Origin of the sequence: Mycobacterium sp. 1164985.4 (genome assembly GCF_001668575.1) — a bacterium.
In the GTDB taxonomy this organism is placed as follows: Bacteria; Actinomycetota; Actinomycetes; order Mycobacteriales; family Mycobacteriaceae; genus Mycobacterium.
This window is the reverse complement of record NZ_LZMD01000030.1, coordinates 7,556-32,961: the sequence shown is the minus strand read 5'-3', so window position 1 is coordinate 32,961 and position 25,406 is coordinate 7,556. Positions and strand designations below refer to the sequence as shown.

The 25,406-nt window shown below is 66.4% G+C and carries 1 pseudogene; it reads left to right on the top strand.

Annotated elements, in window-relative coordinates:
* Positions 1-25,381 (top strand): annotated as a pseudogene (locus A5650_RS03745) (non-ribosomal peptide synthase/polyketide synthase); the annotation flags it as partial.
* Positions 25,382-25,406 lie beyond the last annotated feature (25 nt).

Genomic DNA, 25,406 nt, shown 5'->3' with positions numbered 1-25,406 from the left:
GGTCGTCATCCGGGGTTGCCGCGGCTGTTGAATATGTATGGCATCACCGAGACCACGGTGCATGCCTCGTTGCGGGAGATCGTGGCTGCCGATGCGCAGACCGCGGTGTCTCCGATCGGGGTGCCGTTGGCGCATCTGGGCTTTTTCGTGCTCGACACCTGGTTGCGGGCGGTGCCGGCCGGGGTGGTTGGTGAGTTGTATGTCGCCGGCGCTGGGCTTGCTGAGGGTTATGTGGGCCGGGCGGGGTTGTCGTCGTCGCGGTTTGTGGCGTGTCCGTTCGGCGGGCCGGGACAACGGATGTATCGCACCGGGGATCTGGTGTCGTGGGGTGCTGATGGGCAGTTGCGCTATGTGGGCAGGGCTGATGAGCAGGTCAAGATCCGCGGGTATCGCATCGAACTCGGTGAGGTGCAAGCGGCGCTGAACGCCCTTGACGGGGTGAAGCACGCGGTGGTGATCGCCCGCGAGGACCGCCCCGGCGACAAGCGCCTGGTTGGCTATGTCACCGGAACGGCCGATCCGGCCGCCGCGCGTGCGCAATTGGGTGAGCGGTTGCCGGGCTATATGGTGCCGACCGCGGTTGTCGCACTAGACGCGTTGCCGTTGACGGTCAACGGCAAGATCGACACCCGTGCCCTGCCGGCACCCGAATACACCGACGGGGATCGGTATCGCGCGCCCGAAAGTGCGGTCGAGGAGATCCTGGCCGGCATCTACGCCCAGGTCCTCGGGTTGGAGCGGGTCGGAGTCGACGAGTCGTTCTTCGAGCTCGGCGGGGATTCCTTGTCGGCGATGCGTCTGGTCACTTCGGTGAATGCGAGCCTGAGTGCCGATCTCGCAGTCCGCACGGTATTCGAGGCGCCCACGGTGACTCAGTTGGCGCCACGTATCGCTGAAGGGCGAGGACTTGAGCCGCTCGTGCCCATGGAGCGTCCGACAGTGGTGCCGTTGTCGTTCGCCCAACACCGTTTGTGGTTCGTAGATCAGTTGCAGGGACCCTCTGCGGTCTACAACTTGGCGGTGGCGCTGCGGCTGAGTGGGCGCCTGGATACCGAGTCGTTGGGCATGGCCGTTGTTGATGTGGTGGGCCGCCATGAATCGCTGCGTACGCTGTTCCCGGCCGCGGACGGAGTTCCCGAGCAGCTGGTGTTGCCGGTAGAGCGGGCCGCCGCGGGGTGGCAGATCGTTGACGCGACCGGCTGGCTTGAAGACCGATTGGAGGAGGCCGTCGGCGCGGTGGCGCGTCGTCCATTCGATTTGGCTGCTGAGATCCCGCTGCGGGCAACGCTTTTCCGTTTGGGCGAGGATGAGCATGTACTGGTGGCGGTTATACACCATATCGCCGCTGATGGCTGGTCGATCGCACCACTGGTAGCTGATTTGGGAATGGCCTATGCCGCACGGTGTGCGGATCAGGCGCCTGGGTGGGCACCGTTGCCGGTGCAGTATGTCGATTACACGTTGTGGCAGCGTTCCCAACTCGGTGATCTCGATGACCCCGATAGCCGTATTGCCGCCCAACTGGCTTACTGGCAGGATGCGTTGGCCGATCTGCCCGAACGGCTGACGTTGCCCACCGACCGGCCGTATCCGCCGGTGGCCGATTATCACGGGGCAAAGGTGCCGGTGGAGTGGCCGGCTCAAATGCAAATTCAGGTCGCCCGACTTGCAGGTGAGCACGGCACCACCAGTTTCATGGTGATGCAGGCCGCTCTGGCGGTGTTGTTGGCCAAACTCAGCACCAATACCGATGTGGCGGTCGGTTTTCCGATCGCCGGGCGCCGTGATCAGGCGCTGGAGGAATTAGTCGGGTTCTTCGTCAACACCCTGGTGCTGCGCGCTGACTTGGCAGGGGATCCGACTGTCGCCGAACTTCTGGGGCAGGTGCGCCAGCGGAGCCTGGCTGCCTTCGAGCATCAGGATGTGCCTTTCGAAGTGTTGGTCGAGCGGCTCAACCCGACCCGCAGCCTGAATCATCATCCGCTCGTGCAGGTCTTGTTCGCATGGCAGAACACTGCTGCAGGTGAATTGAGTCTTGGCGATATCCGGGTTACGCCAATGCCGGCCGACACGCGTACCGCCCGTATGGATTTGACATTCTCCCTCGCTGAGCGTTGGACAGAAGCTGGTGAGCCTGCCGGAATTGGTGGCGAAGTCGAATTCCGAACCGATGTGTTCGACGCGGCCAGCATCGAGACGGTGGTTGAGCGGTTAGGCCGGGTGGTAGTGGCGCTCTGCGCTGATCCGTTGCGGCGGTTGTCGTCGATTGATGTGCTTGATGCTGAAGAGCTGGCTCAGTTGGAGGTCTGGGGTAACCGGGCGGTGATGTCTGGGTCGGTATCGTGGTGCGGGACCTCGATTCCTGGATTGTTTGCTGAGCAGGTAGCGCGCGTGCCAGGCGCGGTTGCGGTCACGTGTGGGGATCGGTCACTGACCTATCGCGAGCTTGATGAGGCTTCTGACCGGGTGGCGCATGTGTTGACGGCGCATGGGGTTGGCCCCGGGCAGCGAGTGGCGTTGTTGGTGGCGCGGTCCATGGAGGCGATCGTGGCGGTGTTGGGCGTGCTCAAGACCGGAGCGGCCTATGTGCCGATCGATCCAGGGCATCCGGATCCGCGGATTGGCTTCATGCTTGCCGATGCGGCGCCGGTGGCGGCGGTGACTACGGCGGGGTTCCGGTCGCGACTGGGTGGGCATGAGCTGCTGGTCGTGGAGGTCGATAATCTCGCGACGGGTGACTGGACCGGCACGGCTCTGCCTGTGCCGTCGCCAGACGATGTCGCGTACTTGATTTACACCTCGGGTACCACGGGTGTGCCCAAGGGAGTGGCCATTAGTCACCGCAATGTCACTGAGTTGTTGGCGGCGCTGGAGTCCGAGATGGAGCTGGCGGGCCGGGTGTGGTCGCAGTGGCATTCGTTGGCCTTCGATGTCTCGGTGTGTGAGATGTGGGGCGCTCTGTTGTATGGCGGGCGACTCGTGGTGGTGCCCGAGTCGGTGGCGCGCTCGCCGGAGGATTTTCACGCCTTGCTCGTCGAGGAGCAGGTCGGTGTGCTCAGTCAGACGCCGTCTGCGTTTTATGCGTTGCAGACCGCTGATGGGCTGGCCGGAGGGCGGGGTGGCCAGTTGGCGTTGCAGGCTGTGTTGTTCGCCGGCGAAGCCTTGGATCCGCAGCGCCTTCGGCCATGGCGACACAGGCATCCGGGATCACCGCGGTTGTTGAATCTGTACGGCACGACCGAGACCACGGTGCATGCTTCGTTCCGCGAGATCATCGATGCCGATATGGACGGCCATGTCAGTCCGGTCGGGGTGCCGTTGCCCCATTTGAGCTTCTTCGTGCTGGACAAGTGGATGCTTCCGGTGCCGGTCGGAGTGGTCGGTGAGCTGTATGTGGCTGGTGCCGGGACGGGATACGGGTATGTGGGCCGAGCGGGGTTGACCGGGTCGCGCTTTTTGGCGTGCCCGTTCGGAGCGCCGGGGGCGCGGATGTATCGGACCGGGGATCTGGTGTCATGGGGCTCTGATGGACAGCTGCGATATGTGGGGCGGGCTGATCAGCAGGTCAAGATTCGCGGCTATCGGATCGAACTCGGGGAGATCCAGGCGGCGCTGGGTGCCCTCGAAGGGGTAGCGCAGGCAGTGGTGATCGTCCGCGAGGACCGTGCCGGCGACAAACGCCTCGTCGGTTATGTGACCGGCACCGTCGATACGGCCGGCCTCCGCGCGCAGCTCGGCGAGCGGTTGCCGAGTTATATGGTTCCGGCCGCGGTAGTGGCACTCGATGCGTTGCCGTTGACGGTCAACGGCAAACTCGACACGCGCGCCCTCCCCGCACCCGAATACCGACAGGGGGATGGCGCTCACCACGCCCCGGCATCCCTCACCGAAGAGATCTTGGCCGCTGTGTATGCCGATGTTCTTGGGTTAGAGCGGGTCGGCGTTGATGAGTCGTTCTTCGAGCTCGGCGGCGACAGTATCTTGTCAATGCAGGTGGTGGCCCGCGCACGTGCAGCCGGTGTGGTGTGCCGGCCGAGGGATGTCTTTGTCGAGCAGACCGTGGCCCGATTGGCCCAGGTGGCAACGGTGGCCGATGATGCCGCTGACGTGATCGACGACGGTGTCGGGCCCGTAGTGCCTACTCCGATCATGCGATGGTTGGCCAGCGTCGAGGGCCCGGTTGATCAGTTCAACCAGATGGTAGTGGCTCAAGCCCCGGCCGGGGTTAACGAGGCCGATGTAGTGGCGCTCTTGCAGGCGTTGCTGGATCGCCATGCGATGTTGCGCTTGCGGGTGGACGCCGATGGTGCCAAGGGCTGGTCGCTAACGGTGCCCGAGCCCGGATCGGTCGACGCGGGTGCATGCCTTCAGACAGTCGACGCGCTGTCCGAGGAGGCGTTCGTGAAAGCGCGGTCGCGGCTGAACCCCGCGACTGGGGCGATGCTCAGTGCGCTGTGGGACGACACGACCGGACAGCTGGCGTTGGTCGCCCACCACCTCGCTGTTGACGGGGTGTCGTGGCGGATCCTCCTGGAGGATCTCAACACTGCTTGGGCGCAGCGCCGCAGCGGGCGGCCAATCGTGTTGCCGAGGGGCGGGACATCGTTCGCGCGATGGTCGGCATTGCTGGCTGAGCACGCGCAGGATCGCGACGTGGCGGACCTTGCTCAGGCTTGGCATGAGGTGGAGGCGGTTCCGTCAGAGTTGCCAGCCGTGCAACCCGCGCTGGACACGTTTGCGATGGCGGGCAGATTGTCGGTGGAGTTGGATATCGAGACCACCCGTATGTTGTTGGGGGAAGTACCAACGGCATTCCATACCGGCGTCCATGACATCTTGTTGATTGCGTTTGCCTTGGCGGCCACGGAGTTCCTGGGTACGGGTGGCGCACCAATCGCTGTGGATGTCGAGGGTCACGGACGCGCCGAAGAATTGATCGACGGAGTGGACCTCTCGCGCACGGTCGGTTGGTTCACGACCAAGTACCCGGTCGCGTTGTGCGTTGGGGGGCTGGACTGGGGGCAGGTGAGCGCAGGAGCGGCTGGACTGGGTGCGGTCGTCAAGGAGGGCAAGGAGCAGCTGCGCGCACTGCCGGACGGGTTGACTTATGGTCTGCTGCGCTATCTCAACCCCGATGTAGAACTCGACGGAGCTGATCCCTCGATCGGGTTCAATTATCTCGGGCGGGTCGGTGCTTCCGCGGGTCATGAGTCGGCTGAGGTGTGGCGCGTCAGTCAGGACGGGCTGTTCTTGACCGGTGCGGCTGCGGATATCCCGATGCCGCTGATGCATACGGTGGAACTCAACGCCGCGACGGTGGATACCGATGCTGGCCCGCAACTGCATGCCGATTGGACATGGGCGCCCTCGGCGCTCAATGCCGCGCAGGTCAATCGGTTGAGCCAGTTGTGGTTTGAGGCCCTCGCCGGAATCTGCGAACATGTCAGAAGCGGTGGCGGTGGGTTGACCCCATCCGATATCGCCGTCGGTCTCACCCAACAGCAAATTGAGGAGCTTCAGCGGCAATATGCGGATCGCTGATGTACTGCCGCTGACGCCACTGCAGCACGGTCTACTTTTTCATGCCGGCACGGCGCCGGAGGCCGGTGACGAGGTTTATGCGGTTCAGCTGGATATCACCGTCACGGGTGTGCTCGACGCTGACCGGTTGCGCAATGCAACGCAGACGGTAGTCAACCGTCACCCGAACCTGGCGGCCAGATTCTCCGAGCAGTTCGGCGACCCGGTGCAGATCATTCCAGCGGATCCCGTCGCGCCCTGGCGGTACATCGACCTGAGTGAAAACGACGTCAATGTCGAGGAGCAGGTTCAGCGGGTATGCGTTGCAGAACGCGCCGCGGTCTACGACCTGGCTGAGGAGCCCGCGTTTCGGGTGGCCCTGATCCGCACCAGAGAAAACGAACACCGGTTCGTGCTGACTAATCACCACATCGTGATGGATGGCTGGTCGCTGCCCATCGTGCTCCGGGAAATCTTCGCCAGCTACCACGGCCAGCGGCTGCCGGCGCCCGCACCGTATCGCAGGTTCGTCACCTGGCTTGCGAGTCGCGATCGCGACGCCGCCCGCGCCGCCTGGAGAGAGGTATTGGCCGGACTCGACGCCCCGACCTTGGTAGGACCGCCGAATCGGTCGGGCACAAATGGTCGAGGTGTTGTTACGCATCGCCTTTCCAAGCAGCTTACGGAGGCGCTGACCGGGTTGGCGCGTTCCCGTCACACCACTGTCAGCACCGTGTTGCAGGCCGCCTGGGCGCAGGTCTTGATCTCGTTGACGGCCCGGAACGACGTCGTCTTCGGTACCGCGGTATCAGGGCGGCCAGATGAGGTGCTCGGCGCGGAATCGATCGTCGGGTTGTTGATCAACACGGTGCCGGTGCGGGCGAACATCACGCCATGGACTACCACCACAGAACTGCTCGACCAGCTGCAGAACGCCCACAACCGCACGCTCGAGCACCAGCACCTCGCGCTCAATGAAATACACCGCCTCAGCGGTCAGGACAGACTGTTCGACACCCTCTTCGTCTACGAGAACTACCCCCTCGACACCGCCGCGCTGTCGGAGGTGAACGGATTGGCGATCACTGAGGTCGCCACCCGTGAATACAACCACTACCCGCTTGCTGTTGTCGCCCAGCCGGGTGACGAATTAGGTCTCCGGGTCGAGTTCGGCATCGATGTGTTCGATGCAGAGACCATCGACGCGCTGATCGAGCGGTTCGAGCGCCTGTTGGCTGCGATGAGCGCCGACCCGACGCGGCGGTTGTCGACGATCGACCTGCTGGATGCCCAAGAGCACGCTTGGCTGGACCAGATCGGTCGCACCGCGGTGTTGAAGCAGCCTGCGACTGCGGCCTCGATCCCGGCGCTGTTCGCCGCTCAGGTAGCACTGGCGCCGGATGCGGTGGCGCTGACTTATAAGGGCCGCTCGATCAGCTACCGGGAGTTGGATGAGGCATCGAACCGGTTGGCGCATCTGTTGGCCGCTCACCACGCCGGCCCGGGACATTGTGTGGCACTCCTTTTCAACCGGTCGGCTGAGGCGATCGTGGCCATCCTGGCGGTACTCAAGGCTGGGGCGGCTTATCTTCCGATCGATCCGAAACTGCCGGCGGCCCGGATCGGGTTTATGATCCAAGACGCCGCGCCGGTCGCTGGTGTGACCACCACCGAGTTCGCCGACCGACTGACTGCACACGCGCTACGGGTCGTCGACGTCGACGATCCCAGCATCGAGACCTGCCCCGGCACCGCACTGCCGGTGCCGGCTGCCGACGACCTCGCCCACATCATTTACACCTCCGGCACCACCGGCACGCCGAAGGGTGTGGCCGTCACCCATTCCAACGTCACCCGGCTCTTCGACGGAATGGATGTCGGGGTGCAGATGGCCCCTGAGCAGGTCTGGACACAGACTTCTTCTCTGGTCTTCGACTTCTCGGTGTGGGAGATATGGGGAGCGTTGCTGCACGGCGGCCGACTGGTGGTGGTGCCCGAGGACGTGGCCCGCTCGCCGGAAGACTTCCAGGCGCTGCTTGTGACCGAGCGGGTCAGCGTGCTGAGTCAGACCCCGTCCGCGGTGGCGGCGCTGTCACCGCAGGGGTTGGAGTCGGTCGCGCTGATGGCGGCCGGGGAGGCGTGTCCTCCCGCGGTGGTGGATCAGTGGGCGCCCGATCGGGTGATGATCAACGGGTACGGCCCCACGGAGACCACCGTGTACGCGACGATCAGCGCGCCCCTCCAGGCTGGATCGGGTGTCGTGCCGATCGGCCTGCCGGTGCCGGGTGCGGCGCTATTCGTACTCGACGGCTGGTTGCGGCCGGTGCCGCGCGGTGAGGTCGGCGAGTTGTATGTCGCCGGTCGCGGCGTGGCGTGCGGTTACCTGCGCCGGGCCGGGCTGACCGCGTCGCGGTTCGTGGCTTGCCCATTCGTCGGGTCCGGTGCGCCCGGGCAACGCATGTATCGCACCGGGGATTTGGTGCGTTGGGGTGACGACGGGCAGTTGCAATATCTGGGCCGCATCGATGAGCAGGTCAAGATCCGCGGCTATCGCATCGAACTCGGGGAGATCCAGGCTGCCTTAGCCACGTTGGACGGCGTGGAGCAGGCGGCGGTCATTGTGCGCGAGGACCGCCCCGGCGACAAACGTCTGGTCGGTTATGTCACCGGGACGGGCGATTCGGCCGAGCTCCGCAACGCTCTTGCTCAGCGTCTGCCCGCCTACATGGTGCCGACGGCGGTAGTGGTGCTCGAAACGCTGCCGTTGACGGTCAACGGCAAACTCGACAAACGCGCCCTGCCCGCACCGGAATACCAAGGGAGCGACACTTACCGCGCGCCCACTGACGCGGTTGAGGAAGTGCTGGCCGACATTTACGCCGAAATCCTCGGAGTGGAGCGGGTCGGGATCGACGAGTCCTTCTTCGAGCTCGGCGGAGACAGCATCCTGTCGATGCAGGTCGCTGCCCGAGCACGCGCAGCGGGCTTGAAGTGCCGCCCGCGCGACATCTTCGTCGAACAGACTGTGGCCCGGCTGGCCAGGGTGGCCCGCGCCACCACCGGCGATGACGAGGTCGTCGACGAGGGCTTGGGCCAGATTACTGCGACGCCGATCATCCATTGGTTGGCCGGTGTCGACGGTCCAGTCGACGAGTTCAACCAGACGGTGGTGGCTCAAGCCCCGGCGGAAGTGACCGAGGCCGACGTGGTAGCGCTGTTGCAGGCGCTCCTGGACCGGCACGCCATGCTGCGGCTGAGCGTCGACGACGACGGAGCCGGCAACTGGTCACTCAACGTGCCGGAGCTGGCGTCAGTCGATGCCGCCTCATTCCTGCGCACCGTCGACTCATTATCCGAGGAAGCTCTGGTCGAGGCGCGCTCACGATTGGACCCGGCCGCGGGCGTCATGCTCAGCGCCTTGTGGGTGACTTCGACTTCCCAGCTGGTGCTCGTCGCACATCACCTGGCCGTCGACGGGGTGTCCTGGCGAGTCCTGCTGGAAGACCTCAACATGGCTTGGGCTCAGCATCGCGATGGTAAGCCGGCGCAGTTGCCGGCCGGGGGGACGTCGTTCGCCCGGTGGGCCTCGCTGCTGGCGGAGTACGCGCACGACCCGGATGTCGTGCAGCAGGCGCAGACGTGGCGGCAGGTGGCGGCCGCCGCTGCGGTGTTACCGGCGGTGAAGCCGGCGATCGACACGTTCGCGACGGCGGGGCGCATTTCGATGTCGCTGGACGAGCCGACCACTCGCATGCTGCTCGGGGAAGTGCCGACGGCATTCCATGCGGGCGTGAACGACATCCTGTTGATCGCGTTTGGCCTGGCGCTGGCCGAGTTCTTCGCCGCTGACGGCCACCCGATCGCTATCGACGTGGAGGGCCACGGGCGGCATGAGGAGATCGCCGCCGACGTCGACCTGTCTCGCACGGTGGGATGGTTCACGACGAAATACCCGGTAGCGCTGACGGTCAGCGGTCTGGACTGGGCGCAGGTGACCGCCGGTGAGGCACCGCTGGGGGCGGCGATCAAGACCGCCAAAGAGCAGCTTCGGGCAGTGCCGGACGGGCTAACCTACGGCGTCTTGCGGTATCTGAACGCCGAAGTCGAGCTGGCGGACTCAGACCCCACCATTGGCTTCAACTATCTGGGCCGGATGGGCGCTTCGGGCGCGGAGACTGCCGACGGTACATGGCGGATGAGCCAGGACGGCTTGTCAGCGATCGCCGCGGCCGCTGACATCCCGATGCCCTTGATGCACACGCTCGAACTGAACGCCGCCACCGTCGATTCCGGGGCCGGCCCGCAGTTGCACGCCAACTGGACGTGGGCGACCTCGGCGCTCGACGAGGTCCAGGTCAGCCGACTGAGTCGACTGTGGTTCGAGGCGCTGGCCGGCATCTGCGCGCACGTCAGCGCCGGCGGCGGCGGGCTGACGCCGTCCGATATCGTACCGGCCCGCCTGACCCAGCAGCAGCTTGACGACCTGGGCAGCCAGCATGCGATCGCAGACATCCTGCCGCTGAGCCCTTTGCAGCAAGGGCTGCTCTTCCATTCCCAGGGCGCGCAGGTCACCGAGGACGTCTATGCGGTGCAACTGGAGATCACCATTGCCGGGCCCCTCGATCGCGAGAGGCTGCACGATGCGGTGCAAACGGTGGCGAACCGGCATCCGAACCTCTCAGCGCGGTTCTGTGCGCAGTTCGACGAGCCCGTTCAGATCATTCCGGCAGACCCGCAGCTGCCGTGGCGGTATCTCGAGCTGAGTGGCTCCGACGCGGATATCGCCGAACAGCTTCAGGTGGTGTGCGCCGCCGAACGCGCCGCGGTCTGCGACCTCGCCCACCAGTCGGCCTTCCAAGGGGCTCTGCTCCGCACCGCCGAGGACCGGTATCGGTTTGTGCTGACGTTCCATCACATCGTCGTCGACGGCTGGTCGCTACCGATCCTGCTGCGAGAGGTCTTCGCCAGCTACTACGGTCAGCCACTGCCCGCGGCGGCACCTTACCGCGACTTCATCAGCTGGCTCGTCCGTCGGGACTACCAGGCCGCACGGGCGGCCTGGGGTGAGGTGTTCGCCGGCTTTGAGACCCCCACCATGGTGGGCCCGCCCGATCAGCTGGCGCGAGGCAAGCGAAGCGTCGCGTCATTCCGGGTGTCAGCCCGTACCACGCGGGCCGTCGGCGACTTGGCGCGCAAGCTCCACACCACGGTCAGCACCGTGCTGCAGGGCGCTTTCGCGCAGCTGCTGAGTGCGTTGACCGGTCAGCATGACGTCGCGTTCGGTACCGCGGTCTCGGGACGCCCGGATGAGGTGGTCGGTGCGGACTCGATGGTGGGCCTGCTGATCAACACATTGCCGGTGCGGGCGAACATCACGTCGGCGACCACCACCGCAGACTTGGTCGAACAGCTGCAGGACGCGTACAACCGCACGCTTGAACACCAGCATCTCGCGCTCAACGAGATTCACCGGGTCACCGGTCACGACCAGTTGTTCGACAGCATGTTCGTCTACGAGAACTATCCGGTCGACACCGCCGCATTGGAAGCCGACCACGAGCTGACCATCCCAGAGTTCTCGAGCCGCGAGTACAACCACTATCCGCTGACTGTGCAAGCCAACCCGGGCGACGAGATCGGTCTTCGCGTCGAATACGACACCGGTGTGTTCGACGCGCAAGGCATTCAGGCTCTCATCAACCGGCTGGAGCGGCTCCTGGTGGCTATGACCGCCGACCCGCGGCGGCCGCTCTCGTCGGTCGACGTGCTCGATTCCGATGAGCACGCCCGCCTTGACGAGTTCGGTAACCGAGCGGTGCTAACCCGCGCCCCCGCGCGGGGGTCGTCCATCGTCGAGCTGTTCGCGGCGTGGGAGGCGCAGACGCCGGATGCGGTGGCGCTGGTATTCGGCGAGCGTTCGTGGACCTACCGGGAGCTCGAGCTGGCAGCAAACCGGCTGGCGCAGCTACTTGCGGGTGCAGGGGCCGGTCCAGGCCAGTGCGTCGCGGTGTTGTTCAACCGGTCCGCCGAGGCAGTGGTCGCGATCCTGGCAGTGCTCAAAACCGGTGCAGCCTATCTGCCGATCGACCCCTCGCTGCCCGAGGCCCGCATCGGCTTCATTATTTCTGATGCGGCGCCGCTGGCCGTTGTCACGACCGCCGGTTTGGCCGACCGACTCGACGGCCACGCAGTAACGGTCATCGACGTCGACGACCCCGCCGTCAACGACCAGCCCGGCACCGCACCTCGGTTGCCGAGGCCCGACGACCTCGCCTACGTGATCTACACGTCCGGAACCACCGGCACCCCCAAGGGCGTAGCCGTTACCCACCGCAACGTGACCCAGCTGCTGGCGTCATCGGCAGCCGCGCTGCCGGCCGTCGGCGTGTGGGCGCAATGCCACACTCTGGCCTTCGACGTCTCGGTGTGGGAGATCTTCGGGGCATTGCTGCGCGGTGGCCGCCTGGTGGTGGTGCCCGAAGAGGTGACGCGCTCGCCGGAGAACTTCCAAGAGGTGCTGGCCACCGAGCATGTCAGCGTGCTGACCGAGACCCCGTCTGCGGTCAGCGTGCTCTCACCGGAGAAGTTGGACTCAATGGCGTTGGTCGTCGTGGGTGAGGCCTGCTCGACCGAGGTGGTGGACCGCTGGGCGCCGCGGCGTCGCATGGTCAACGCCTACGGCCCCACCGAGACCACGATGTGTGTGGCGATCAGCGCGCCGCTCAGTCCAGGGGCGCACGCAGTGCCGATCGGCTCGCCGGTGGCCGGAGCAGCGCTGTTCGTGCTGGACAACTGGTTGCGCCCCGTGCCGGAGGGTGTGGTCGGAGAGTTGTACGTGGCCGGTGAAGGCGTGGCGACCGGTTACGTGCGTCGGCTGGGGCTGACGGCGTCGCGGTTTGTCGCGTGCCCGTTCGGGGCGCCAGGTGCGCGGATGTATCGCACCGGGGACCTGGTGAGCTGGCGCGCCGATGGGCAGTTGGACTATCTGGGCCGCGCTGATGAGCAGGTCAAGATCCGCGGTTACCGCATCGAGCTCGGCGAGGTACAGGCATCGTTGGCGGCGATTGAAGGCGTCGAGCAGGCGGCGGTCATCGCCCGCAAGGACCGCCCCGGCGACAAGCGTCTCATCGGCTATGTCACCGGCTCGGTCGAGTCGGCCGAGCTTCGGGCCACGCTGGCCGAGCGGCTGCCGGCTTACATGGTGCCCACAGCGGTCGTCGTGCTGGACGCGCTACCGCTCACGGTCAACGGCAAACTCGACACCCGCGCCTTGCCGGCACCCGAATTCAGCGACACGAACCGCTACCGTGCCCCGGCGAACCTCACCGAGGAGATCCTCGCCGGGATCTACGCCCAAGTCCTCGGAGTGGAGCGCGTCGGGGTTGATGACTCGTTCTTCGATCTGGGCGGAGACTCCCTGTCGGCAATGCGCCTGGTGGCCGCCGTCAACGCCAGCATGGATGCCCAGCTCGCGGTGCGCACTCTGTTCGAGGCGCGCACAGTGGCAGAGTTGGCGAACCAGATCGGAGCCGATGAGGGTGGCCTGGAACCGCTGGTGGCGGGTGAACGGCCCGACATAGTGCCGCTTTCGTTCGCCCAGAGCAGGTTGTGGTTCCTGGACCAGTTGCAGGGGCCGTCGCCGGTCTACAACATGGCGCATTCGCTGCGTCTGCACGGCAAGCTCGACGTTGCTGCTCTCGGTGCGGCGCTGGCCGATGTACTGGAGCGCCACGAAAGTCTGCGCACGATTTTCCCGGCGCCTGCCGGTGTGCCCCAGCAGGTGGTGGTTCCCGTCGAGAAGGTTGACTTCGGCTGGCAAATCGTGGATGCGGCGGGCTGGTCGCCGGACCGGCTGCACGAAGCGATCAGTGAGACGGCGCGTCACACGTTCGACCTCGCCGCCGAGATCCCCGTGCGAGCACGTGTTCTTCGTGTCGGCGATGAAGAACACGTACTTGTTGCCGCGGTGCACCACATCGCGGCAGATGGCGTGTCAATCGGCCCGCTGCTGAGGGATCTGCGGGCGGCTTACGCCAGCCGATGTGTGGGCCAGGCCCCCGACTTGGCGCCATTGGCGGCGCAGTACATCGACTTCACGTTGTGGCAGCGCGCGCAGCTGGGTGATCTGGCCGATCCGCACAGCCGCATCACCGCCCAGCTCAGCTATTGGGAGCAAGCCCTGACCGGGATGCCCGACCGGCTGGTGCTACCCACCGACAGGCCTTATCCGGCGGTTGCCGATTACAGCGGCGCTCGAGTGCTGGTCGACTGGTCGCCGGAACTGCAGCAACGGGTGGCTCGGGTGGCCCGTGAACACAACGCGACCAGTTTCATGGTGGTTCAGGCCGCACTGGTGGCGCTGCTCTCGAAGCTCAGCAGCAGTCATGACGTGGCAGTCGGCTTCTCGATCGCCGGCCGGCGCGATCCCGTGCTGGACGAGCTGGTCGGCTTCTTCGTCAATACCCTGGTGTTGAGGGCCGACTTGGGCGGCGACCCGAGTGTCTCTGAGCTGTTGGCTCAGGTGCGGGCACGCAGCTTGGCCGCCTACGAGCACCAGGACGTGCCCTTCGAGATGCTCGTCGAGCGGCTCAAGCCCACCCGGAGCCTTGCCCATCACCCGCTCGTGCAGGTGCTGCTGGCCTGGCAGACCATGCCCGGACAGCAGAACGCCTCCGCCGGGCTGTCCCTCGGTGATGTACAGATCACGCCGACGAGCCTCGACACCCACACCGCCCGCACAGACCTCGCATTCCATCTCGGCGAGCGCTGGACTGAGGCGGGTAAACCGGCCGGGCTCGGCGGAGACGTCGAATTCCGCACCGACGTGTTCGACGCAGCCAGCGTCGAGCTCCTGATCGAGCGGCTGCGGCGCATGTTGCTGGCCCTGACCGCGGATTCCGCGGCGCGGTTGTCGTGCCTCGACGTGCTCGACGAGGCGGAGCACGCGCGGCTCGAGGAGTGGGGTAACCAGGCGGCGCTGACCCAGCCCGCGTCCGAGTCGGAGTCGATTCCGGAATCCTTTGCCGTGCAGGTGCAGCGGTCACCGTCGTCAGTGGCGATCAGCGGCGACGGTCGCTCGCTGAGCTATCTAGAGGTTGATCAGGCGTCCAACCGGCTGGCGCATCTGCTGGCCGGCCACGGAGCGGGACCGGGTCAACGGGTCGCTTTGATGTTGCCGCGGTCGGTCGACGCGATCGTGGCGATCGTTGCGGTCCTCAAGACCGGGGCGGCTTATGTGCCATTGGACTCAGCGCATCCCGACGCCCGTATCCGTTTCGTCATCGGCGATGCCGCGCCCACGGCGGTGATCACCACGGCGGATCTTCGTGCGCGCCTCGACGGACACCACCTATTGGTCGTCGACGTCGACGACCCCGCTTTGGGGAGTCAACCCGACACCGCGCTCCCGCTGCCGGCCGCCGACGACATCGCCTACCTCATCTATACCTCCGGCACTACCGGAACGCCCAAGGGTGTCGCGGTCGCGCATCGCAACGTGACCCGGCTGCTGCAAACCTTGGACGCCCAAGTGCCGTCCGGGGGCGTGTGGTCCCAGTGTCACTCGCTGGCGTTCGACTTCTCCGTCTGGGAGGTGTTCGGGGCCCTGCTCGGAGGGGGACGCCTCGTGGTGGTGCCCGACGAAGTGGTCCGGTCGCCAGAAGAGTTGTACTCGTTGCTGATCGCCGAGAAGGTCACCGTCCTGAGCCAGACCCCTTCGGCGTTCTATGCGCTACAAACGGCCGACGCGCAACACAACTGGCAAGACGTGGCCACGGCGTGGGAACACCAGGTGACCCGCTGGCTCGGCTTCGGCGAGAACCCGACGCAGGAGTCGGGTGGTGAGCTCGCGCTGCAGCGGGTCGTGTTCGGCGGGGAAGCGCTACAGCCACCACGTCTCGACACGTGGCTGGACAATCACCCGGGAATCCCTTTCCTGATCAACATGTACGGCATCACCGAGACCACCGTGCATGCTTCGTACCGGAGGATCGTCGCCGCCGACGTCGACAGGACCGCCAGCCCCATCGGGGGCCCGTTGGCAGATCTCGGCTTTTTCGTCCTCGATGGCTGGCTGCGGCCTGTGCCGGTCGGGGTCGTCGGGGAGCTGTATGTGGCGGGTGCCGGCCTGGCTTACGGGTATGTAGGCCGGGCAGGCTTGACCGCGACGCGATTCGTCGCCAGCCCATTCAGCGCGTCTGGGGCGCGGCTGTACCGCACCGGGGACCTGGTGTCCTGGAGCCCGAAGGGTGAGCTGCACTACGTCGGCCGGGCCGACGAGCAGGTCAAGATTCGCGGGTATCGGATCGAGCTCGGTGAAGTGCAGGCCGCCCTGGCGTCGTGCAGCGGAGTGGGCCAGGCCGCGGTGATCGCGCGCGAGGACCACCCCGGCGACAAGCGACTGGTCGGCTACATCACCGGTTCGGCGAACCCGGACGAGGTGCGTGCCGCACTGCGCGAACAGCTGCCGTCCTACATGGTGCCCTCCGCGGTCGTCGTGCTCGACGCCCTGCCGCTGACCGCCAACGGAAAACTTGACAAGCAGGCCCTCCCGGCACCCGAGTACCAAAAAGACGGTCACTTCCGTGCGCCGGCCAATCTCACGGAAGAGCTGCTGGCCGGCATCTACGCACAGGTGCTGGGGCTCGAGCGGGTCGGGGTCGACGAGTCGTTCTTCGAGCTGGGCGGAGATTCGCTTTCCGCCATGCGGGTCATCGCCGCGGTCAACAAAGCGCTAGATGCCAGCGTCGCGGTTCGCGCCTTGTTCGAAGCGCCCGCCGTCGAGCAGTTGGCGTCCCGGGTTCGCGCAGGTTCAGGTTCACTCGCGCCGGTCGTCGCCGTCGAGCGGCCGGCGGTGATTCCGCTGTCGTACGCGCAGAATCGGTTGTGGTTCATCGATCAGCTGCAGGGTCCTTCACCCATTTACAACATGGTGATTGCGTTGCGGCTGCAGGGCAGGCTTGACGCCGAGGCGCTGCGAGCGGCATTGAGCGACGTGGTGGGCCGCCACGAGTCCTTACGCACGCTCTTCTCAGCGGTCGACGGCGTACCGCAACAGGTGGTGGTTCCGGCCGAGCAGGCGACCATCGGCTGGCAACTCATCGAGGCCACCGGTTGGACCGACGGCCGGTTGACCGAGGCCGTCGAGGAGGCGGCTCGGTACACCTTCGATCTGGCCGCCGAAATTCCTTTGCGCGCAGTGCTTTTCCGTCTTGGCGATGACGAACATGTGCTGGTGGGCGTGGTGCACCACATCGCGGCCGACGGCTCGTCCATCGCGCCACTGGTAGCGGATCTCGGGGCGGCATACGCCGCCCGCAGCGCGGGGCAAGCCCCCACCTGGGCGGACTTGCCGGTTCAGTATGTCGACTACACATTGTGGCAGCGTGCGCAGTTCGGGGATCTCGACAACGACGACAGCCCGATTGCGGCGCAGCTGGCCTATTGGCAGGACGCGCTGGCCGGGCTGCCCGAGCGCTTGGAGCTGCCCACCGACCGGCCGTATCCGGAGGTGGCTTCGAACCGTGGGGCCAGTGTGGTCATCGACTGGCCGGCCGAGCTTCACCGCCGGGTCATCCAGGTGGCCAGTGAGCATAACGCGACCAGTTTCATGGTGGTTCAGGCTGCACTCTCCGCCTTGCTATCAATGATGAGTTCCACCACCGACGTGGCTGTCGGATTCCCCATTGCCGGACGGCGCGACCCAGCGCTGGATGAGCTGATCGGGTTCTTCGTCAATACTCTGGTGTTGCGGGTCGATCTGTCTGGAGATCCGACGGTCGAGGAATTACTGGCACAAGTGCGCGCGCGTAGCCTGGCCGCCTTCGAGCACCAGGATGTGCCGTTCGAGGTGTTGGTCGATCGTCTCAACCCAATCCGTTCCCGCGCCCATGAGCCGTTGATCCAGGTGTTGCTGGCCTGGCAGAACTTCGCCGGGCCACGGCATGGCCGAGGTGCGGAATTGCCGCTGGGTGATGTGCAGGCCACGCCTCTGGAGGCCGCAACGCACAGTGCGCGAATGGATTTGACGTTCGCTATTTCGGAACGTTGGAGCGACGACGGTGAGGCCGCCGGGATCAGTGGGGCGGTCGAGTTCCGCACCGATGTGTTCGACGCTGCCAGCGTCGAGGCTCTGATTCGGCGGTTCGAGCGGGTGCTGATGGCGATGACCGGCGATCCGGGTCGGCGGTTGTCGTCGGTGGATGTGCTCGACGATGTCGAGCGCGCCCGCCTGGATGCGATCGGTCAACGCGCGGCGCTGACGGCGCCAGCGCTTGCTGCGGCGTCGATTCCGGCATTGTTCGCCGCTCAGGTGGCGCGTTCACCGCACGCGGCGGCGGTGACCTTCGAGGGCCGCTCGACGACGTACCGGGAACTCGACGAGGCGTCGAACCGATTGGCGCACTTGCTTACTGAGCAAGGTGCAGGTCCCGGACAGTGCGTGTCGCTGATCCTGCCGCGCTCGGCGGAGGCGATCATGGCGCTGCTCGCAGTGCTCAAGACTGGAGCGGCGTATGTACCGATCGACCCCGCGCATCCGGATACGCGCATCGCGGTGATCCTCGCCGACGCGGCACCGGTCGCCGTCGTCACATCGGCGGGCATCCGGTCGCGGCTCGACGCGCGTGACGTCTCGGTTGTCGAGGTCGATGACCCGCGGATCGACAGCTACCCGGGCACGGAGTTGCCCGCCCCTGCCGCGGACGACTTCGCGTACATCATCTACACCTCCGGGACCACCGGCGTGCCCAAGGGCGTCGCGGTCACCCACCAGACCGTCACGGGGCTGCTGGAGTCGTTGGACATCGAACTGAAGCTGAACGGCCAGGTGTGGTCGCAGTGGCATTCGTTCGCGTTCGACGTCTCGGTGTGGGAGATCTTCGGTGCGCTGCTGCACGGTGGGCGCCTTGTCGTGGTGCCCGAGTCCGTGGTGGGCTCGCCGGATGACTTCCGCGCCTTGCTGATCCGTGAACAGGTCAGCCTGCTGAATCAGACCCCGTCCGCGGCGGCGGCGCTTTCTGATGAGGGTCTGGACTCAGTGGCGTTGGTGGTGGCCGGAGAGGCGTGCCCGGTCGAGCTCGTCGATCGGTGGGCCCCCGGGCGGGTCATGATCAACGGCTACGGCCCGACCGAGACCTGGTACACCTCATTCAGTGCGCCGTTGCGCGCGGGCTCAGGTGTGGTTCCGATCGGCACGCCGGTGCCCAGCGCCGCGTTCTTCGTGCTCGACGCGTGGTTGCGGCCGGTGCCGCCGGGGGTGGCCGGCGAGTTGTACGTGGCCGGCCGCGGGGTGGCGTCCGGTTATGTGGGCCGTAGCCCGCTGACGGCATCACGATTCGTCGCGTGCCCTTTCACCGACGCGGAGGCACCAGGACAACGCATGTACCGCACCGGAGACTTGGTGCGCTGGGGCGGCGATGGGCAGCTGCAGTACCTGGGGCGTGCCGACGATCAGGTCAAGATCCGCGGGTACCGCATCGAACTCGGTGAGATCCAGGCTGCATTGGCCGGCTGCGCCGGGGTGAACCAGGCGGCGGTGGTCGTGCGCGACGACCGGCCGGGTGACAACCGGCTGGTGGGTTATGTGACCGGCACAGCCGAACCGGCCGAGATCCGGGCCGCGTTGAGCGATCGCCTGCCCGGCTACATGGTGCCGACCGCTGTGGTGGTCCTCGATGCGTTGCCCTTGACGGTCAACGGCAAGCTCAACAAACGCGCCTTGCCGGCACCCGATTACACCGACGCCGATCGTTATCGCGCTCCATCCGGCCTCGCTGAGGAGGTTCTGGCCGGCATCTACGCCCAAGTCCTGGGATTGGAACGTGTCGGCGTCGATGACTCGTTCTTCGAGTTGGGCGGCGACTCGTTGTCGGCGATGCGGGTGGTCGCAGCGGTCAACAAGTCGTTGGATGCCGGGCTGTCGGTGCGTGCCCTGTTCGAGACGCCCACGGTGGCCGAGTTGGCGCCGCGCATCGGAGAAGGGGACGGGCTGGAGCCGTTGGTTCCGGTGGAGCGCCCGACGGTGGTGCCGTTGTCTTTCGCCCAGAACCGGTTGTGGCTCCTCGAACAGTTGCAGGGCCCGTCAGCGGTTTACAACTTGGCGGTGGCCTTGCAGTTGGACGGCCGCCTGGACGCTGAAGCGTTGGCAGCTGCGCTGATCGACGTGGTGACGCGGCACGAGAGTTTGCGCACGTTGTTCTTGGCGCCGGGCGGGATCCCGGAGCAGCGGGTGGTGCCCGTCGACGACGTCGAGGTCGCGTGGCAGGTCGTTGATGCAACCGGCTGGCCGGAGAGTCAACTGGAGGAGGCCATCGGCGCGGTGGCTCGCCGCCCGTTCGACCTGTCGGCTGAGATCCCTCTGCGGGCAACGCTTTTCGAGCTCGGCGCGAAAGAGCATGTGCTGGTGGCGGTCGTCCACCACATCGCCGCTGACGGCTGGTCGATTGCTCCGCTGGTGGGCGATCTGGGCGCGGCGTATGCCGCGCGTTGCGCAGGACACGCGCCCGACTGGACGCCGCTTCCTGTGCAGTATGTCGACTACGCGTTGTGGCAGCGTGAACAGCTCGGCGACCTGGCCGATCCGGACAGCCGCATCGCTGCACAGCTCGCCTACTGGCGGCGGGCGCTGGCCGATATGCCCGAGCGGGTGCAGCTTCCCACTGATCGGCCCTACCCGCAGGTGGCCGACTTCCGCGGCGCCAACGTCGCCGTGCAGTGGCCGGTGCAGGTGCAACAAGCCATCGCCGCGCTGGCCGGTGCGCACGGCGCTACCAGCTTCATGGTGCTGCAGGCCGCTCTGGCGGTGCTGCTAGCCAAGCTCAGCGCGAATTCCGATGTGGCAGTGGGTTTCCCCATCGCCGGACGGCGGGACCGGGCATTGGACGAACTGGTCGGTTTCTTCGTCAACACGCTGGTGCTGCGGGTGGACGTGGCGGGCGACCCGACGGTCGCCGAGGTGCTGGAGCAGGTGCGCGCGCGCAGCCTGGCCGCATTCGAGCATCAGGACGTGCCGTTCGAGGTGCTCGTCGAGCGGCTCAACCCGACTCGAAGCCTGAACCACCATCCGTTGGTGCAGGTGTCGCTGGCCTGGCAGAACAACGCCGGCGGTGAACTGCGACTCGGTGACGTAGCGGTCACCCCGATGCCGGCCGACACCCACACCGCCCGCATGGACCTGACGTTCTCGCTTGGCGAGCAATTCACCGAGGCGGGCGAACCCGGCGGAATCGGTGGGCACGTCGAATTCCGCACCGACGTGTTCGACCCGGCCACCATCGAGGCGTTGGTCGAGCGGTTGCAGCGCATTCTCGTGGTAATGACGGCCGACCCGGCACGGCGGCTGTCGTCGATCGACCTGCTCGACGAGGATGAGCACATCCGGCTGCAGCGGTGGGGCAATCGGGAGGCGTTGACCGCGCCCGCTCCGCATGCGGTCTCGATTCCGGCGAGGTTCGGCGCGCAAGTCTCCCGTACGCCGGACTCCGTGGCGCTGACCTGTCAGGGCCGCTCGTGGACGTATCGCCAACTGGACGAGGCGGCCAACAGGTGGGCGCACTTCCTGACTGCTCGCGGGGTGGGTCCCGGGCAGCGGGTGGCGTTGCTGCTGAACCGCTCGGCCGAGGCGGTCGTGGCGATGGTCGGGGTGCTCAAGACAGGGGCGGCCTATGTGCCGATCGACCCGGCGCACCCGGATGCGCGGATCGCGTTCGTGCTCGCCGACGCTTCTCCGATCGCCGTATTGACCACCGCGGGTCTCGCCCACCGGCTGGCCGGCCATGAGCTGTTAATCATCGATATCGCCGACCCCGCTGTAAATGGTCAGCCAGATACCCCGCTTCCGGTGCCGTCGCCGGATGACGTCGCCTACCTGATCTACACCTCAGGGACCACCGGTGTGCCCAAGGGCGTGGCCACCACGCACCACAACGTCATCCAGCTGTTGGAGCGACTGGGCGCCTACCTGCCCGTGGCAGGGGTGTGGACGCAGTGTCACTCTTACGGTTTCGACACCTCGGTCTGGGAGACCTGGGGTCCGCTGCTGCACGGCGGCCGGACGGTCGTGGTGCCCGACTCGGTCACGCGGTCGTCGGAGGACTTGCACGCCTTGTTGGTCACCGAGCAGGTCAGTGTGCTCACCCAGACCCCGTCGGCGGCGGGCGTGTTGTCGCCGCACGGGTTGGACGGGATGGCGCTGGTGGTCGCCGGTGAGGCCTGCCCGCCGGAGTTGGTGGATCGGTGGGCGCCCGGACGGGTGATGATCAACGCCTTCGGCCCGACCGAGACGACGATGGTGGTGATGCTCAGCGCGCCTCTGACGGCGGGCACGGGTGCGCCGCCGATCGGTGCGCCGGTTCCGGGCGCCGCGTTGTTCGTGCTGGACGACTGGCTGCGTCCGGTGCCACCCGGGGTGGTCGGCGAGCTGTATGTGGCCGGCGCGGGGCTGGCATGCGGCTACCTGGGTCGGGCCGCGTTGAGCGCTACGCGGTTCGTGGCATGTCCATTCGCCGGCGAAGCGCACGCGGCACGCATGTACCGCACCGGCGATCTGGTGTCGTGGGGCCCCGACGGTCAACTGCGGTACTGGGGGCGTGCGGACGAGCAGGTCAAGGTCCGCGGGTACCGGATCGAGTTGGGTGAGGTCCAGGCGGCGCTGGCCGGTTGCGAAGGCGTCGACCAGGCGGTGGTGATCGCCCGCGAGGACCGCCCCGGCGACAAGCGTCTGGTCGGCTATGTGACCGCCGCGCCCGGCGCGGCACTGGACCCGAACGACATACGTGCCGCCTTGGCGGACCGGTTGCCGGGCTACATGGTGCCGACAGCGGTGGTCGTGCTCGACGCCCTGCCGCTGACCGTCAACGGAAAGCTCGACACCCGCGCTCTGCCGGCGCCGGAGTACACCGGCACGGATCAATATCGCGGCCCCTCGAATGCGATCGAGGAAGTGCTGGCCGGCGTCTACGCCGAGGTGCTGGGCCTGGAGCGGGTCGGGGTCGACGAGTCGTTCTTCGAGCTCGGCGGCGACAGCATCTTGTCGATGCAGGTGGTGGCCCGGGCGCGGGCCGCGGGTGTGTTGTGCCGACCGCGTGACGTTTTCGCCGAACAGACCATCGCCCGATTGGCGCGGGTCGCCGCGGTAACCGACGGGACGAATGACGTCCTCGACGAGGGTGTCGGGCCCGTGGTGGCCACCCCGGTCATGCGTTGGCTGCAGGGTATGCAGGGCCCGATCGACAAGTTCAACCAGACCGTGGCGGTGCAGGCTCCGGCCGGGGTCAGCCAATCCGACGTGGTTGCACTGCTGCAGGCTCTGGTGGATAGGCATGCGATGTTGCGCCTCAAAGTCGCCGATGACGGCGCCGGAGGGTGGTCGCTCACTGTGCCCGAGCCCGGGACGGTGGACGCCCACGATTGCCTGCGAACCGTCGACGTGCTGTCCGAGGCCGCGTTGGTGGAAGCGCGTTCGCAGCTGAACCCGGCAGCGGGAGTGATGCTCGTTGCGGTGTGGGCGAGTGCGACCGGACAGTTGGCGTTGATTGGCCACCATCTGGCCGTGGACGGCGTGTCCTGGCGAATCCTGTTGGAAGACCTAAACATTGGCTGGACTCAGCACCGCAGCGGGCAGCCAATCGTGCTGCCGTCGGGCGGGACGTCCTTCGCCCGATGGTCGACACTGCTGGCCGAGTACGCGCAGCGTCCGGAAGTCGTCGCGCAGGCCGACACGTGGCGTCGGGTGGCCGCCACCGCGCCCGCGCTGCCGGCGGTGAATCCCGCATTGGACACGTTCGAGACGGCCGGACGCTTGTCGCTGTCGCTGGACGTCGATACGACCCGGATGTTGCTGGGGGAGGTCCCGACGGCGTTCCACGCGGGGATCCACGAAATCCTGTTGATCGCGTTCGCCTTGGCGGCAGCGGAGTTCTCCGGCAGCGGTGATTCGCCGATCGTCATCGACGTAGAGGGCCACGGCCGCGCTGAGGAGCTTTCGTCCGAGGTGGACCTGTCGCGCACCGTGGGCTGGTTCACGGCGCTTTACCCGGTCGGGTTGGCTAAGGGCGGGCTGAACTGGGGCCAGGTCAGCTCCGGCGACGCGGCGCTGGGCGCGGCGGTCAAGGACGCCAAAGAGCAACTGCGTGGCCTCCCCGACGGGGTGACCTACGGTCTGCTGCGGTATCTGAACCCCAACGTGGACTTGGCCGGGTCGAGCCCGGTGCTGGGGTTCAACTATCTAGGTCGGCTGGGGGCGGCGGGCGATTCCTCCGGGGACGCGTGGCGGATCAGCCCCGAAGGTCTGGCGTTGACGGGCGCGGTGACGGCGTTGGCTCTGCCGCTGGTGCACACCGTGGAGCTCAACGCAGCCACGGCCGACACCGAGACCGGCCCCCAGTTGCACGCTGACTGGACGTGGGCGACGTCGGCGCTGGATGCCGCCCAGGTCGAGCGGCTTAGCCGGTTGTGGTTCGAGGCACTTACGGGTATCTGCGCGCACGTGCGGGCCGGCGGCGGCGGGTTGACTCCATCGGACATCGCGCCCGCCCGACTGAGCCAGCCTCAGCTCGACGAGGTGTGCCGGCGCCATGCGGTCGCCGATGTGTTGCCGTTGACTCCGCTGCAGCAGGGGCTGCTGTTCCACGCGAGCGCCGCGCAGGGCGACGGCGACGACGTGTACGCGGTGCAACTGGATCTCACGATCAGCGGCCCGCTGGAGCCGTCTCGGTTGCGTGCTGCGGTGGACGCCGTCGTCACCCGCCATCCGAACGTGGTGGCACTCTTCTGTGCTGAATACGACGAGCCGGTTCAGCTCATCCCGGCTGATCCGGTGGTGCCGTGGCGCTATGTCGACCTCAGCGAGGGCGGGGTCGATGTCGACGAGGAGCTGCAGCGCCTAGGCATTGCCGAGCGCACCGCGGTATGCGATCTGGCGAACGAACCGCCGTTCCGGGTGGCGTTGGCCCGCATCAGTACAGAGCAGCACCGGCTGGTGCTGACCAACCACCACATCGTGCTCGACGGCTGGTCGATGCCGATCCTGCTGCAGGAGATCATCGCCCGGTACTACGGGCAGCGATTGCCCGAGCCTGCGCCGTATCGCGCGTTCCTGACCTGGCTGGCGGAGCGGGATCTGCAAGCCGCCCGTACGGCCTGGGCTGAGGTCTTGGCCGGTTTCACGAACCCGACCCTGGTGGCGCCCCCAGACCGATTAGGACTGGGCCCGCGCACGATTGCGGAGTTCCGGGTGTCGGAGCAAACTACGCAGGCCCTCGGCGAGCTGGCCCGATCGCACCAGACGACGGTCAGCACGGTGCTACAGGCCGCCTGGGCAGTGCTGATGAGCTCCGTGACTGGTAACCGAGATGTCGCATTGGGCGCTGTGGTTTCCGGGCGGCCCGCCGAGCTGGCAGGCGCCGACACGATTGCAGGACTTCTGATCAATACGGTGCCGGTTCGGGCGCGTTTCACGTCGACAACCACCACAACCGATCTGCTCGAGCAGCTGCAGAAAATGCACAACAAGACCTACGAGCATCAGCACCTCGGGCTGGCCGAAGTGCAACGGCTCACCGGCCACGACAAGCTTTTCGACACGGTGTTCGTGTATGAGAACTATCCCGTGGACAGTGCAGCGTTGTCGAGCGGCCATGACTTGACCATCACCGACTTGGCGGCGCGGGACTACTATCACTATCCGCTTGCGGTGCAGGCACAACCGGGGCGCGAGCTGGGGCTGCACGTTCAATTCCGCACGGACGTCTTCACCATCACCGACATCGAGGCACTGGTGGAGCGGTTGCAGCGGATCTTGGTGGCGATGACTGCCGATCCTGCGCGACCGCTCGTATCGACGGAACGGATCCACGCGGCTGATCGCCACGGAGAAGAGTTTGGCAGGC